The 14614-nt window shown below is 44.1% G+C and carries 13 protein-coding genes; 5 read left to right on the plus strand and 8 right to left on the minus strand.

Going from position 1 to position 14614, the window contains the following annotated elements:
- Positions 1 to 182: 182 nt before the first annotated feature.
- Complete coding sequence (locus ACIQ0H_RS12170; protein WP_403414919.1) at positions 183 to 1751, minus strand: amidohydrolase; 1569 nt, start codon at positions 1749 to 1751, stop codon at positions 183 to 185.
- Between the two features lie 89 nt (positions 1752 to 1840).
- Between ACIQ0H_RS12170 and ACIQ0H_RS12175 the strand changes: the two genes are divergently transcribed.
- The 5 genes from ACIQ0H_RS12175 to pstA all read left to right on the plus strand — a co-directional run bounded on the left by ACIQ0H_RS12175 (position 1841) and on the right by pstA (position 6397).
- Positions 1841 to 2281 carry a YtoQ family protein gene (locus tag ACIQ0H_RS12175; RefSeq protein WP_403414922.1) on the plus strand — a complete coding sequence of 147 codons (441 nt, stop codon included), beginning with the start codon at positions 1841 to 1843 and terminating at the stop codon, positions 2279 to 2281.
- Between the two features lie 208 nt (positions 2282 to 2489).
- Positions 2490 to 3263 carry a phosphate ABC transporter ATP-binding protein PstB gene (gene pstB / locus ACIQ0H_RS12180; RefSeq protein WP_403415713.1) on the plus strand — a complete coding sequence of 258 codons (774 nt, stop codon included), beginning with the start codon at positions 2490 to 2492 and terminating at the stop codon, positions 3261 to 3263.
- A gap of 264 nt (positions 3264 to 3527) precedes the next feature.
- Positions 3528 to 4493: a PstS family phosphate ABC transporter substrate-binding protein gene (locus ACIQ0H_RS12185; protein ID WP_403414925.1), complete on the plus strand. Its 966-nt coding sequence runs from the start codon at positions 3528 to 3530 to the stop codon at positions 4491 to 4493.
- Positions 4494 to 4569: 76 nt separating this feature from the next.
- Entirely contained in the window at positions 4570 to 5511 is a 942-nt protein-coding gene (gene pstC / locus ACIQ0H_RS12190; protein ID WP_403414927.1) for a phosphate ABC transporter permease subunit PstC, read from the plus strand.
- A 1-nt stretch (position 5512) separates the two neighbouring features.
- Positions 5513 to 6397 carry a phosphate ABC transporter permease PstA gene (pstA, locus tag ACIQ0H_RS12195; protein ID WP_403414930.1) on the plus strand — a complete coding sequence of 295 codons (885 nt, stop codon included), beginning with the start codon at positions 5513 to 5515 and terminating at the stop codon, positions 6395 to 6397.
- Between the two features lie 190 nt (positions 6398 to 6587).
- Here the strand turns inward: pstA and glmM are convergent, their stop codons facing one another.
- From glmM to ACIQ0H_RS12230, 7 genes are all read right to left on the minus strand, one after another.
- Complete coding sequence (gene glmM, locus ACIQ0H_RS12200) at positions 6588 to 7937, minus strand: phosphoglucosamine mutase (protein WP_403414933.1); 1350 nt, start codon at positions 7935 to 7937, stop codon at positions 6588 to 6590.
- A gap of 40 nt (positions 7938 to 7977) precedes the next feature.
- Positions 7978 to 9282 (minus strand): CdaR family protein, encoded by a 1305-nt coding sequence (locus ACIQ0H_RS12205; RefSeq protein WP_403414936.1) that lies wholly within the window; start codon positions 9280 to 9282, stop codon positions 7978 to 7980.
- Positions 9275 to 10108: a diadenylate cyclase CdaA gene (gene cdaA / locus ACIQ0H_RS12210; protein ID WP_403414939.1), complete on the minus strand. Its 834-nt coding sequence runs from the start codon at positions 10106 to 10108 to the stop codon at positions 9275 to 9277. Before cdaA ends, ACIQ0H_RS12205 begins: the two co-directional genes overlap by 8 nt.
- A 130-nt stretch (positions 10109 to 10238) precedes the next feature.
- Positions 10239 to 10874, minus strand: a complete 636-nt coding sequence (locus ACIQ0H_RS12215) for an anti-sigma factor family protein (RefSeq protein WP_403414942.1) — start codon at positions 10872 to 10874, stop codon at positions 10239 to 10241.
- An 11-nt stretch (positions 10875 to 10885) separates the two neighbouring features.
- Positions 10886 to 11449: an RNA polymerase sigma factor SigW gene (gene sigW, locus ACIQ0H_RS12220; RefSeq protein ID WP_403414945.1), complete on the minus strand. Its 564-nt coding sequence runs from the start codon at positions 11447 to 11449 to the stop codon at positions 10886 to 10888.
- Positions 11450 to 11838: 389 nt separating this feature from the next.
- On the minus strand, positions 11839 to 12744 hold the full coding sequence (rocF, locus tag ACIQ0H_RS12225; RefSeq protein WP_403414948.1) for an arginase: 906 nt from the start codon (positions 12742 to 12744) through the stop codon (positions 11839 to 11841).
- An 80-nt stretch (positions 12745 to 12824) separates the two neighbouring features.
- On the minus strand, positions 12825 to 14540 hold the full coding sequence (locus ACIQ0H_RS12230) for a putative bifunctional diguanylate cyclase/phosphodiesterase (RefSeq protein WP_403414950.1): 1716 nt from the start codon (positions 14538 to 14540) through the stop codon (positions 12825 to 12827).
- Positions 14541 to 14614: the final 74 nt, after the last annotated feature.

The raw sequence follows: 14614 nt of genomic DNA on the forward strand, positions 1-14614 counted from the left end.
CTTTTGCGCGCGGAGGACTTCTCTTTGCGCGGGCGGCAACCGCTTTTGCGCGCGGAGGACTTCTCTTTGCGCGGGCGGCAACCGCTTTTGCGCGCGGAGGACTTCTCTTTGCGCGGGCGGCAACCGCTTTTGCGCGCGATGCTACTCTTTTAACGCGCAAAGTAACCCCTCCTACAAATCACTTACGCCCTATACATCACTTCCCCGGCCACAACCGTCAGCACAACATTCGCATCCACAATCTCTTCCACATCGACCTCAAATAAATCCCGATCAAGTACAGTGAAATCAGCGTCAAACCCTACTGCCAACTTCCCTCGGACATCCGCTTTACCAATGGTCCCGGCGCTCCCTGTCGTAAATAATCCGACTGCTTCAAAGCGGCTCAACTTTTCATCAGGCAAATAGCCTTCATGGGTTTCTCCTGGTTTACGTCGTGCTGTTGCCGCGTAAATACCGAGCAGTGGATCGACTTCTTCAATCGGAGCATCCGACCCTCCTCCACAAATAAATCCACGGTCGAGCAGTTTCTTCCATGCATACGCCCAGTCCAGACGGTCCTCGCCTAATCGATCCATCACCCAAGGGAAATCGGACGACACAAACACTGGTTGTAAATCAAGAATAACCGGAAGCTTTTCCATCCGTTCCACCAAATCAGCGCGCAACACATTCACATGAATCAAACGATCGTATTTCCCTTCCACTACCGGATACTTTTCAATCGCATCCAACGCTTTTTCTACTGCAGCATCCCCGATGACATGGACAGCAATCGCTTCATCATGCTTTCGAGCCAGCGCCACAAGTGCATCAATTTCTTCATCAGTCACGACAGTCATGCCCGATGTTTCAGGTGTGTCATTATAGGGTTTACTTAGTAATGCTGTCTTTCCACCTAGCGCCCCATCGATGAAAAACTTCATGGCCCCCGGCTCAATCCACGGTTCATCATACATCGCATCGTCCGCCATCATTTGCTCAAAAACCGTCGACCTCCGTAGCAAATGTGCACGGAATTTCTTTTCTTGACCGATGACATTTTTGAACGCCTGTAAAGGGTTACGATAGTCGCCATAATACCCCAAGTCTTCCGTCACAGCGCCCGTCAAACCAAGCGTTAGCAAATCATCGACTGATTTCCGTAACGCGCGCGTCAATGACTGTTCCGTTGGTTCTGGCACTAAACTAGCTACCAACTCCATCGCGCCTTCCTTTAAATAACCCGTTGGCTCGCCATTAGTATCTCGCATAATAACACCATCTACTGGGTCTGGTGTTTCCCTCGTAATGCCCGCCAATTCAAGCGCTTTCGAATTCACCAGCATCGCATGCCTGCATGTCCGTTTCAATATCATTGGTGACTCTGTTACCCGATCTAATTCCTGACGTGTAAAAATCTTTTTATCGGGGAAGTTATTTTCATTCCACCCCTCCCCTATAAACCACTCGTTTGCCGCCAATCCCGCGCGCGCCCCCAGTAACATGTCCATCATCTGGTCTTGTGACGCCGCTTTGGATAAATCCAGACTGAGTAGCTTGTCTCCATGCCCAATCATATGCATATGACTATCTATGAAACCTGGGTAAAGAACCGCCCCATCTAAGTCCATCTCCTCATCCGCTTGCCCTTTTAGCTCAGCATACGCACCAACTGCGATGATTTTTCCATCTTCCACAAGCAATGCTTCTACTCGGTCACCTTCCCGCTGCATCGTATACAGTTTGCCATTATGCCATAGTCTTTTCATCCGAACTCCCCCTATCTCTACATACATTCTAAACTTTCAGGCAACCTTCTGCTACAATGGAGACTATTGTATAGAGGAGGGATTTAGTTATGCGATTAACCGTTTATCTAGCTGGAGAAATCCACAGTTCATGGCGCGAGGAAGTAAAGCTAAAAGTGGCGGCACTCAACTTGCCCATCGACTTCGTTGGTCCAATGGAAGACCATGACCGTTCCGACAATATTGGAGAAGAGATTTTAGGCAAACAGCCCGACGCCATCTTCAAAGATGCCGCTGCATCAAGCTTCAATAATTTGCGCACGGAGCTATTAATGAAGAAAGCTGACCTCGTCATCGCCCTATTCGGCGAAAAATATAAACAATGGAACACGGCAACGGACGCCAGTGCAGCCGTCGCATTCGGCAAACCGCTCATCCTGATCCGCAAAGAAGAGCATCACCACGCACTAAAAGAACTATCACGCAAAGCCCACGCCACTGTCGAGACCGTTGACCAAGCCGTGAAGGCGCTACATTATATTTTTGAATGAAATCGGATGGACCTCACTTCAATGAGGTCCATTTGTCATTTACAAACTCTTAACATTTCCTTCATACTCCCTCAACACTTCTTGTTTATCATAAAGAAAGCAAGGGTACTTACACTAATAAGTTCGACAAAATATAGCTCCAACACCAATGAGGAGGATACTCATGACCTTACAACTAGAGCGTAAAAAGGATGTACAATTTCACGTTATGAAAAATACAAATTGGCATAAACCAGTCTACGAAACGAATGGTTTGAACCTGTGGTACGGATCATCTCATGCGCTTAAAAATATAGATCTTTCTATCAACGAAAAAGAAGTAACAGCTATCATCGGCCCTTCCGGCTGCGGGAAATCCACCTATCTCAAGACACTGAATCGAATGGTTGAACTAGTACCCGATGTCACGATTTCCGGGAACCTGACATTCAAAGGCAACAATATACTTGGCAACTCGATGCCTGTTGAATTACTGCGCTCCAAAGTAGGAATGGTCTTCCAAAAGCCAAACCCATTCCCAAAATCGATTTATGAAAATGTTGCGTTCGGTCCAAAAATACATGGTATCCGTAACAAAGCGATGCTGGACATGGTTGTCGAAGACAGTTTACGTAAAGCCGCCCTGTGGGATGAAGTCAAAGACCGTCTTCACAAAAGTGCATACGGACTTTCAGGTGGTCAGCAACAACGACTATGTATCGCTCGCTGTCTCGCGGTTGACCCTGAAGTCATTCTGATGGATGAACCAACATCCGCTCTCGATCCAGTATCGACACATAAAGTAGAAGAGCTCATTGATGCCATTAAGAATGATGTCACCATCGCGATTGTTACGCATAATATGCAGCAAGCTGCTAGAATCTCAGACCGCACTGCCTTTTTCCTTAATGGTGAGATCGTTGAATGCGACCGAACAACCACAATCTTCAACAATCCAACTGATCCATTGACGAATGACTATATTAACGGCCGATTTGGTTGATCGTTCATGTTAAATTTATGATTTCCGCCTAATCTCTAGCAAAGGCATCCCCTAGCGCTGAGCGAATTTCAAAGGAATCTTTAATTCAACTTACAAAGTGCAAGATATCCTTATTTTCCAGGATGTCTTTTTTTATTCATAAAACTTAACGTTTACAAAGTCTTTACACTTTAATCATACCTACTTTACATTCAGCACTTATACTAGCAATTGTAAGAGATAATCTTTCAAAAAAACAAATCCGTTTTGGGGAGGACAATTCAAATGAAGTTTAAAAAATATCTTTTGTTCCTAGTACTTGCTGCACTCGCGGTAATCACAGCAGCATGTGGGGCGGATTCAGGGCAAGACGACGAAGGCAAAACAAACGCAACAGCTGATTTAGAAGGTAGTGTAACCATCGATGGATCTGGAACGGTCTATCCGTTAATGGCCAAGATCGCTGAAGAATATATGATCAATGAGCAAGAAAATGTATCCGTTGAAGTAAGCCGCGCGGGAACAAGCGCTGGATTCAAAAAGTTCTTAGTTGACAATGGAACGGATTTTAACAATGCATCTCGTCAAATCAAAGATGAAGAATCAACCGAAGCAGCTACTCTGGGGCTGGAAGTAAAAGAGTTAAAAGTGGCGCTAGATGGCTTAACATTCGTCATTAACAAAGACAATGATTGGGCAACTGAAATGACACCCGAACAACTCATCAGCATCTTTAAGGCTGACAGCGGTATTGAAAAATGGTCGGACATCAATCCAGACTGGCCTGCTGAAGCCATCAAACCTATGGGACCGAACGAAAATCACGGAACATATGAGTTCTTCTATGAAAAAATTCTTGATAAACAAGATCTAGTCAGCAACGTCAATCTTCAACAAGATTACTCAACACTTGTCAACTTAGTATCTGAAGACAAAAATGGGATTGCCTTCTTCGGATTTGGTTACTATGTCAACAACAAAGACAAACTAGCTGCAGTGGATGTAGACTTCGGAAATGGTCCAGTTGAACCGTCACTTGAAACAATTGCGGAAGACGGCGACTATGCAGGCTTCACACGCCCAGTCTTCACTTACTTGAATATCAAACATGCACAAGACAAGCCACAAGTACTCGATTATGCAATCTATGCGATGAACAATGTCAATACCTTCGCAGGTGAAACTGGCTTCGCACCGATTCCTGAAGCAGAAGCAAAGGCAAATGTAGAATTCTTAAATGGTTTGAAATAAAAACACTAGAAGATGAGCGCTGTAATGGCCCTCATCTTCTTATCACTTATCCCCTGTAAAAGGAGTGCTTCGTAAAATGGCTGCAAACAACAAAGAGCTCAATATACGGGAACTGATTGAACAAAAAAGACAATCAAGAAACGTTAGAGAACTAGTTGAAAAATCTGTTCCCTTCTTTCTCTTTTCACTTACAACGGTATCCATCCTAACGACCGTTGGGATTATCTACACATTACTTGCAGAAACGATTGAGTTTTTCAAACGTGTACCCATTGTCGACTTTTTCACTGGTACTGTGCTGAAACCACTAAGTCAGACGCCTGAATTCGGCGTACTTCCGCTCATTATGGGAACCGTCACGTCCTCGCTCATTGCCATGGCTGTTGCCGTACCTATTGGGCTCATGACAGCAATCTATTTGAGTGAATACGCTTCGGATCGTGTACGTAAAGTAGTCAAACCACTATTAGAGATCCTAGCTGGTATTCCGACGATTGTTTATGGATTTTTCGCCTTCACTTTCGTTACACCGTTATTACGTGAATTGATTCCCAACTTGCAGGCTACCAATATTTTAAGCCCTGGGATTGTCATGGGCGTAATGATTATTCCAATGATCGCCTCCTTATCAGAAGACGCGATGAGTTCAGTTCCACAGTCAATGCGGGAAGGGGCACTTGGATTAGGTTCAACGAAGTTGGAAGTCACAAGAAAAGTTGTCATTCCTGCTGCATTATCGGGCATTATCGCCTCCTTTGTACTAGGTATTTCACGTGCAATTGGTGAAACAATGATTGTTACCATCGCCAGCGGTAGTACAAAAAACTTCACGTTCGATGTTACGCAGTCTATGCAAACAATGACCGCATATATCGTAGAAGTTACGGGTGGTGACGCAGCCGCGGGATCGACTGTTTACTACAGTCTCTATGCGGTCGCCATGACACTGTTTGTCTTTACACTGCTGATGAATATCATTGCAAGAGCTGTTACACGTAAATTTAGGGAGGAATATTAATATGGAGCAAGTGAACCATGGGGACGTTACTAGAAGAATGAATGCTCGTTTGCTGCTGAATAGCGTTTCCAAATTCATCTTTCTACTAGCCACACTTTTTGGACTTGTAGTCCTTTCAATTTTACTTTATCGTGTAGTGTCTCAAGGTATCGGCTGGCTCAATTTCGATTTCCTAACCGGCAAACTGTCTACACAGCCTGAACGTGCCGGCATTATGGGTGCCATTCTTGGTACGTCCTGGTTAATGTTCGTTGTTGCCCCCGTCACGCTATTTTTAGGTGTTGGAACGGCACTTTACTTGGAATTGTATGCAAAAAAAGGCCGCCTGCAAGGTTTTATTCAAACAAACATTGCGAACTTAGCAGGTGTTCCATCCATTGTTTACGGAATTTTAGGTTTGACCATCTTTGTCAGAGCATTGAATTTCGGCAATATTATTTTAGCTGGCGGCTTAACAATGGCACTACTCATTCTTCCAATAGTCATCGTTGCCAGTCAAGAAGCTATTCGCGCGGTGCCGAACCATTTAAGTGAAGCCTCCTTCGGGATGGGCGCTACCAAGTGGCAAACCATTAAAACCGTGATCTTGCCTGTCGCGTTACCAGGCATCCTAACAGGTGCTATTCTCTCACTGTCACGCGCAATTGGTGAAACGGCACCACTAGTCGTCATCGGGATTCCTGCGTTATTACTTCCTTTCCCAGGAGGGATTTTCGACAAATTCACAGTACTACCGATGCAAATCTATTATTGGACACTCGATTCCTCTCTCGTTGCTGAATATGCGAACCTAGCAGCCGCTACGATTATTGTTCTGCTAGTTGCCTTGCTCGTCTTAAACTCGACAGCTATCGTCATTCGAAATAAATTTCAAAAGAGATATTAAAAACAAAATGGCGCCCGGAGCTAGACGAAGCGCCCAGTTGAAAATCTTCTACTTTCTTATCTTTGTACAGTTGGTCATTCGTAAGCTAGTGCCTACCCGCACTCACTTGCAAATGACCTTTTTTTTATTTTGGATAGAAAAAACCGAAGATGCCGCCAATACTGGCATCTTCGGTCATTGATTTAATCCTTTATTCTAATCCCATCTCTGCTCGTACTACATCAGCAATCTGTTCAACGAGGCGTTCACAAGCCTCTTCTGATGATGCTTCAACCATGACACGAACAAGCGGCTCAGTACCTGAGGCGCGAACAAGCACACGACCTTCACCAGCCATTTCTCGTTCAACATCCTCAATCACTTTAGCAACACGTACATTGTCTGTCACTGCATGTTTATCCGTCACACGAATATTAACTAATCGTTGTGGATAAATCGTCATTTCACTTGCAAGATCAGACAGTTTCCGTCCTGTTCGTTTCATAATATTAACAAGTTGAAGGCCTGTCAGCAGCCCATCCCCTGTCGTATTGTAATCAAGGAAAATGATATGGCCTGACTGTTCGCCGCCTAGATTATAATTTTCTTTTCTCATCTCTTCGACAACGTAGCGATCACCTACAGCTGTTGCCACACTTTTTATGTCATACTTTTCAAGTGCTTTGTAAAAGCCCAGGTTACTCATGATTGTCGAAACAACTGTACTCGATTTCAATCGACCTTCCGATTGAAGGTGACGCGCAACGATATACATAATTTGGTCGCCATCCACCACTTTACCTTGCTCATCAACCGCGATAAGACGATCGCCATCTCCGTCAAATGCCAAGCCGATATCGGCTCCTTTTTCAACTACTAAGCTGCTTAACTCTTCCGGGTGGGTCGAACCGACTCCAGCATTAATGTTTAACCCGTTTGGCGAGGCACCCATCGTTGACAAATCAGCGTCTAAATCAGCAAATAAATGTGTTGCCAGTGGTGATGTCGCGCCATGCGCACAGTCAAGAGCTACATGAATACCTGTGAACTCCTCATCGACCGTCTGTTTTAGGTATTGAATATATTTAAGGCCGCCTTCAAAATATTCGGTAATGGAACCGACACCTGCTCCAGTCGGACGTGGTAACGCATCTTCCTGTTCGTTAAGCAGTTGTTCGAATTCCTCTTCCTGCTCATCCGTCAGTTTGTAACCGTCAGCGCCGAAAAATTTGATGCCATTGTCTTCTACTGGATTATGCGAAGCTGAAATCATAACACCAGCCTGTGCATTCATGACCCGTGTTAAATAAGCAACTCCCGGTGTACTGATCACCCCTAGGGTCATTACTTCAACCCCTGTCGATAAAAGTCCTGCGATCAAGGCGCTTTCAAGCATTTGGCCTGAGATACGCGTATCTCTACCGACCAGTACCTGTGACTTGCCTTCCGTTCCTTTTGCTAGCACATGGCCACCAATTCTACCAAGCTTAAAAGCAAGCTCCGGTGTTAATTCCTTATTTGCAACTCCACGGACACCATCAGTCCCGAAATACTTTGTCATTTCCATTCTCCCTTTCAATCCTGTACATTCAGTCGAATCTTCAGGCAAGTTCAATACGTATCGTTACTTTATCATTTGAAAGTTTCCACACGATATCTGGCGGGCCTTCTACCGAAACAAGAAGAACCTTTTCTCCTTCATCTATCGTTTCCGACGCATCTATAGAAACTGTAAAATCAGATTGCTTTAATGCATCTATCACATTCTGTTCCGCTGTAACTGTCAGCGCAACCAAACCATCCTCTGGTTTCACAAACGAACCGTTAAATTTCTCATCGAGCCCTTTTACCGTAATAGGAATATTTCCAAATTCCTTTGTTACGATCTGTGTATTGTCGACGGGCATGTCCGGATTGTCCACTTCCGTATCTGTATCCGCCTCTGCGTCCCCGTCTATATCTCCATCTGACACAGCTGCGTCTACTTTGACTTTAACTTGATTCAACGACATCTGTGAAACACCTTTTGGTTTTTTCAACAAGACATTCAAATTTCCTTGTCCCTTTACTTCGGACACATCCACATCCACGTTGAATTCCGTAATTTGATCTAATACTTTACGTGGTCCAGATAAGCGGATGGTTTTTTCCTCAGTTGTAATTGTATTAACAGTTACGCCTGTACTTGGGGTACCGCGCACTTTCAGTACAATTGGCACTTCTTTATTATATTCTTCAATTTCAACTTTGACAGTCACCTGTTCAGGAACTATCGTCACATTCAGCTTCGAGAGGTCCTTGTCGAGCACACGGACCCTTGCCTGCTGTTCAAATGTTCGATTGAGACCTTTGTCGCCCGTTACGGAGGCCTTCACGAAGCTAATCGATTCAATCACACTCTTCGCACCTGTTACTTGGATGGTTTTCGGGACTACCTCCATTTTCACAACATTGAAGTCCTCAGCGAGTAGACGTTCATTTAGTTCTGCGTCCACCCGGAATGATTGGGTGATTTTCTCCTCAATCACTACCTCAACCGTCGCTGGATCTATTCGCACCCGCAATTTTTCGGACATATTTTCAGGTTGAATTTCTACAGTATGCCGCCCCATCGGTAAGCTTCGTAAATCTACTTTCAAGGTAAAGTCTTTCAACAATTTTGTTGTTTGCACGATATTCGCCGGTCCATCAATCGTCAGGTTCACCGTTTCTGGAACACCTGTCACTACTAGATTTTCATTATCATAGTAGACATCTACCGCGACGTCACGGATAACATCCTGCGTATCACCGACAGTTTTCCCTGCGGAATTCTCTTCTGCCACTCTGACAGAGTAGAACATGACGATTGCGAGAAACAAGGCTGTAAGTCGAAGAAACCATGGGGTATCCATTAATTTATCCATTTTTTCTCCTCCACTTCCAGATGGAGTGATCGACCTGCTCTGGCGCTGAACCAAACCACACTCTACGTAGCCGTGCTTCAAATTCCTCCATACTTAAATTCCTATCTAAATCGCCAGTCGCCGTAATACTGACAGCTCCTGTCTCCTCCGACACAATAATCGTAATCGCATCCGTGACCTCACTTAGTCCAATCGCAGCCCTATGCCGTGTCCCAAGCTCTTTTGAAATAAACGAACTCTCCGACAATGGCAAATAACATCCTGCCGCCGCAATCTGATTCTTTTGGAGAATCACTGCACCATCATGAAGCGGTGTATTAGGGATGAATATATTAATAAGCAGTTCTGACGTTATATCTGCATGTAACGGAATACCCGTTTCGATATATTCACTTAGTCCCGTTTCTTTTTCAATTGAAATAAGCGCACCAATTCGACGTTTCGCCATATAACTAACAGATTTAATTATCGCACCCATCAGTCGTTCTCGTTCATCATCTTCTTGTAGGTTCGTTCTTGCGAATAAACGTCCTCTTCCCAGCTGTTCAAGCGCACGTCGTAGCTCGGGTTGGAAGATAATGATGATTGCCAAAAAGCCAAAGGGGAGCACTTGGTCCATCAAAAATCGAAGTGTGTCTAGACTAAATACATCTGTCAGCACACGGACAATAATAATTACAAATATTCCTTTTAACAGCTGAACCGCTTTTGTTCCTTTAATAATCTTAATCAGTTGATAAAAAACAAACCAGACGAGAAGCACATCCACTATATTAATAAGTGCCGCGACTGGACTGAAATCAATTAATTCTCCCCATTTGGGCATGTGCTTCGCCTACCTTCTTACACAAATTCTTATACGTATAGTATATCATAATCGTACTAGAGTATGCGCCCCTGAAAGACAGCAAAAGCGACTGGGCGCCCGCTCATAGCGGTTCACGCAGTCGCTTTTTTCAGTCTACAGACGACTCATTTTCTGCCGAAGCCGGGAAAATATCTTTCACCGTTTTCTTCATTTTATACCAAAGCCAGTCAAACACCTTGTCAACTTCTTCAATCTTCCCTGTTACAATTGCCGTCGACGCCATATATTTAGAGCCTTGTATGACCGTGACATCGCCATCCACTTGTCCTTCAATTCGGAGTATACCATTTTTGACAACGATGTCTCCTTTCACAATTTCCCCCTCTGGCACAAGCACCGTTTGACCCTCAACAATTAGATTAGGTTGCTTGGTCACTGAAAATTGCTGATCATTGCCATAACTAGAAAAGAGCGATGCACTCATCAAAATGACAAACATCGCGGCGGCCGCCAAAAATGGATGCCGTCGAAGCCAACGTTGGAAGCCCGCTTGAGATTTTTCCTTCGGAAGACGAGCCATCACACCATCCACAAAATTTTTCGGCGCCTCTATTTGCGTAGCACTCCCTATAAATGCAATCGACTCCGTGAGTCCATTCATGATTTCCTTACATTCTTTGCAGCTATCTAGATGCTGTTTCAACTCCCGCTCCTCAGCGAGACTTATGTCACCGTCTAAATACGCGTGCATATACTGAACGATTTGTTCCGGACACGTATTCATACTTTCCCCTCCTACATACTACTCATCTGCTTACGCAGTGCATCCCGCCCTCGATGGACACGGGTTTTCACAGTACCCAGTGGCAATTTCAAAATGTCGCCAATTTCCTGTAATGGCAACTCTTCGATATACCTTAGAATAATCACTGAACGGTATTTATCCGGAAGCCTACCAATTTCATAATGAATCCGTTCCTGCATCTCCATCTTTTCGACCTGATCTTCCGGCAATTCGCCGGGCGCAGCAATTTGCGAGTACATATCCAAACCTTCTGTACCTGGCACTTCTGCATCAAGGTAATAATCCGGTTTCTTTTTTCGGATCCGATCAATGCATAAATTCGTCGCAATCCGAAACAGCCAAGTTGAAAATTTCCGGTTTTGGTCGTAGGTATGGATATTGGTATAGGCACGGACAAACGCTTCCTGGGCAATATCTTCCGCCTCTTGTGCATTGCCTAGCATCCTGTAGCACACTTGGTACAGGCGGTGTTGAAATAGGGTGACAATCTCTTCAAACGCATCCTGATGACCTTTCAGGACTTCATTCACTCGTTTATTGACTAACTCATCCAATATGTTTCATCCTCCGCTCTATGCGGCTGTCCCTTCTATACGTATGAAGGTGTTGACAGGTTTCATTTTTTTCTAAATTAATTACTCCTCGGCGAAATTACGTCCAATTTTTGAATTGCACTTGAGGCCGACAGGACATCGCGCACTTCTACTGCCCTTCTTAACTCCTCTCAAAATTTGTGACATCCGCTGAAAGCTTAACAGGGAGGAATTGAACTTCATTCCTCCTGAATCAGCAGGAATTTCTGTTGATTCAAGTTAACTTTATTTTACCAGATATAATAGATTTTTTCCTCTCTTTCCGGAATTCTTTCATCTTACCAAATCACCTATGTATTGAATCCAAAAATGCCAAGAAGAAATCACATCTCTTCTTGGCATTCGTATAATTACAGCAATTTTTCTCCAAATAATGAGCCCATTAGGCCAACCGCGACATCCGCTGTTTTGTTTTTCTCATCCAGAATCGGATTCACTTCCACGAATTCAGCCGAAGTAATGAGTCCGGAATCTTCCAGCATTTCCATTGCAAGATGGCTTTCTCTGTAACTGATGCCACCCGGTACCGGCGTTCCAACTCCCGGCGTATAAAGCGGATCGAGGCCATCGAGATCGAGGGACAAGTGCACGCCGTCAACATCACGTTCACGTAAATAGGCAATTGCCGCTTTCATAACCTCTGTCATGCCATCACGATCGATTTCATGCATCGTAAATACTTTAATACCTTTTTCTTTGATCAATTCACGTTCACCTGGATCAACGGAGCGTGCTCCGATAATAATCACATTCTCAGGCTTTATTTTCTGTTTTTCGCTATATAAGTTAACAAGATGATCATGTCCAAGACCGATACTAACAGCAAGTGGCATACCGTGGATATTTCCTGAAGGCGATGTCTCTGCTGTATTCAAATCCGCATGTGCATCATACCAAATGACGCCAAGGTTGCTGTATTTGTCAGACAGGCCTGCCAGTGTTCCAATCGCTATGCTGTGATCTCCCCCTAATACCAGCGGGAATCTATCCGCCTTCACAACTTCTGCGACTTTCACTGCAAGTGCCGTGTTGGCTTGTATGACTTCATCCAAATTTTTTAGTGTTGAATCACTATGTTCCTTGCGCTCTGCAGCACCTACTTGAATATCCCCTTCATCTGTCACTTGATGACCAATCGCTTCGATTCTTCCGACAGCACCTGCATAACGAATGGCGCTTGGCCCCATATCTACCCCACGGCGACTTTGTCCAAAATCAAGCGGTACCCCAATAAGTGAAATCTCTAGTTGCTTCATACCCAAATACCTCCCCTTCACAATATCTCTATTGTAAGTCTTTCAGAGTGATTGACTCAACTCGACAAGTATCTGAATATTTATTCGTTATCGACTATCTTTTTCATGAAGGATTCACACTCTTCCGACGGTACGGGTCGGCTATAATAATACCCTTGACCATACCGACAACCCAACCCCTTCAAAATTGTCACTTGCTCCTTGTGCTCTATACCTTCTGCTATGACACTCAAACCAACGATATCCGCCAAGGTCACAATGGCCTCAACAATCGCTCGGCTATCTTCATTCTCATGTATATCCCGAATAAAGGACATATCGATTTTCAATATATCTGCAGGTAGCTCCTTGATATAACTAAACGCACTAAATCCAGTCCCAAAATCATCTATCGACACCATAATGCCAAATTCTCTTATTTTCTGAACCGTCTTTCGCATACCTACCCTGTTTGCATATGCACTTTCAGTCAGTTCTATTTCAATCAAATCTGGTGTAATTCCAGTTTCATCGAGAATCGCTTTAATCGTTTCAAGGATTGTCGGTTCTTCCAATTGGACAGCAGACATATTGATAGCCGTCCTAAACGGCTTATAACCGCTATCCTGCCATCTTTTTGCCTGCTTACAAGCCTCACGCAATACCCACTCCCCAAGGGGAAGGATAATTTTCGTTTCTTCTGCCACTGGAATAAAACGATCAGGCGGTATCCTGCCAAGATCGGGATGATTCCATCTGACAAGCGCTTCGACACCTGTCAATTCACCCGTCTCCAAATTCAGCTTTGGTTGATAATCAAGATGTAAATGGCCCAGTTGCACACTTTTTCTCAACTCGTTTTCCAGAAGAATCCGTTCCAACGTTTTAGCATCTGTACCTTGTCGATACATTTCATATCCACTGCCGCCATGGGATTTTGCACTTATAAGTGCCTTTTCCGCTTTCATGACCAAATCGGAGGGCATGGTAGCATGCTCCGGGCAAAGTGCGATACCAAAACTCACGTCCGGTATATGTGAGTACCCCATTAGCTCAATCGGTTCCTCGAGGTATTGTTTAACTTCCTGCGTTATTCGTTCAGCATGCTCCGCATCATCTATATTTTTTAGTAGCAATGCAAACTCATCACCCGAAAGCCGGCCAATAATATGTTCACCTTGTAGCACGTCTTTCAATCTTTTAGCAATAACTGACAAAACGTAATCACCCGACTCATGCCCAAACGAGTCATTTATATAACGAAATCGATCGATATTCAGAAAAACAAAAGCTAGATTTGTCCCCTGCAGATTTGAATTTGCTACTTCTTCACGTAACATTCTTCGCGTAGATGTTCTATTCGGTAAATTCGTCAGTTGATCATAATACACAAGTTCGTGAGTCAACCGTTCGGACTCTTTACGCGACGTAATATCATACCGAATGGATATGTATTGATAAGGCTTCCCTTTTTCATTTAAAAAAGGAACAATGACAGTATCTACCCAATAGTAGGAACCATCTTTGGCTTTGTTATAGATTTCACCACGCCATGTTTTTCCCCGACCTATTGTCGCCCACATATCTTTGAAAAATCTTGGGAGATGATAACCTGAATTGACGAGCCGATGATTGGCTCCAATCAGTTCTTCCACGCTGTATTGCGATATCTTCGTAAACAGCTCGTTCACGTATGTGATTTTCCCGGTTTGATCCGTAATCGCCACAATCGCAGACTGGTCCAGTGCATGTGCAACATCCCTCAGTATTTTCTCCGGGCTATGGCTTCCATTTCGACGAATTAGTTCCTGTATCATTTCATAATCTTCCTGCATACTATCACTTCTTTTCTAATCGAATAAAGAATATGTATTTTCAAGGAATTCACTAA

It is taken from the genome of Sporosarcina sp. NPDC096371, from assembly GCF_044762865.1.
Taxonomy (GTDB): Bacteria; Bacillota; Bacilli; order Bacillales_A; family Planococcaceae; genus Sporosarcina.

Bases quoted from the DNA above. Each gene is read 5' to 3' on its own strand.
- ACIQ0H_RS12170 (WP_403414919.1), bottom strand. From the start codon at position 1,751: ATGAAAAGACTATGGCATAATGGCAAACTGTATACGATGCAGCGGGAA.
- ACIQ0H_RS12175 (WP_403414922.1), top strand. From the start codon at position 1,841: ATGCGATTAACCGTTTATCTAGCTGGAGAAATCCACAGTTCATGGCGC.
- pstB (WP_403415713.1), top strand. From the start codon at position 2,490: ATGAAAAATACAAATTGGCATAAACCAGTCTACGAAACGAATGGTTTG.
- ACIQ0H_RS12185 (WP_403414925.1), top strand. From the start codon at position 3,528: ATGAAGTTTAAAAAATATCTTTTGTTCCTAGTACTTGCTGCACTCGCG.
- pstC (WP_403414927.1), top strand. From the start codon at position 4,570: ATGGCTGCAAACAACAAAGAGCTCAATATACGGGAACTGATTGAACAA.
- pstA (WP_403414930.1), top strand. From the start codon at position 5,513: ATGGAGCAAGTGAACCATGGGGACGTTACTAGAAGAATGAATGCTCGT.
- glmM (WP_403414933.1), bottom strand. From the start codon at position 7,937: ATGACAAAGTATTTCGGGACTGATGGTGTCCGTGGAGTTGCAAATAAG.
- ACIQ0H_RS12205 (WP_403414936.1), bottom strand. From the start codon at position 9,282: ATGGATAAATTAATGGATACCCCATGGTTTCTTCGACTTACAGCCTTG.
- cdaA (WP_403414939.1), bottom strand. From the start codon at position 10,108: ATGCCCAAATGGGGAGAATTAATTGATTTCAGTCCAGTCGCGGCACTT.
- ACIQ0H_RS12215 (WP_403414942.1), bottom strand. From the start codon at position 10,874: ATGAATACGTGTCCGGAACAAATCGTTCAGTATATGCACGCGTATTTA.
- rocF (WP_403414948.1), bottom strand. From the start codon at position 12,744: ATGAAGCAACTAGAGATTTCACTTATTGGGGTACCGCTTGATTTTGGA.
- ACIQ0H_RS12230 (WP_403414950.1), bottom strand. From the start codon at position 14,540: ATGATACAGGAACTAATTCGTCGAAATGGAAGCCATAGCCCGGAGAAA.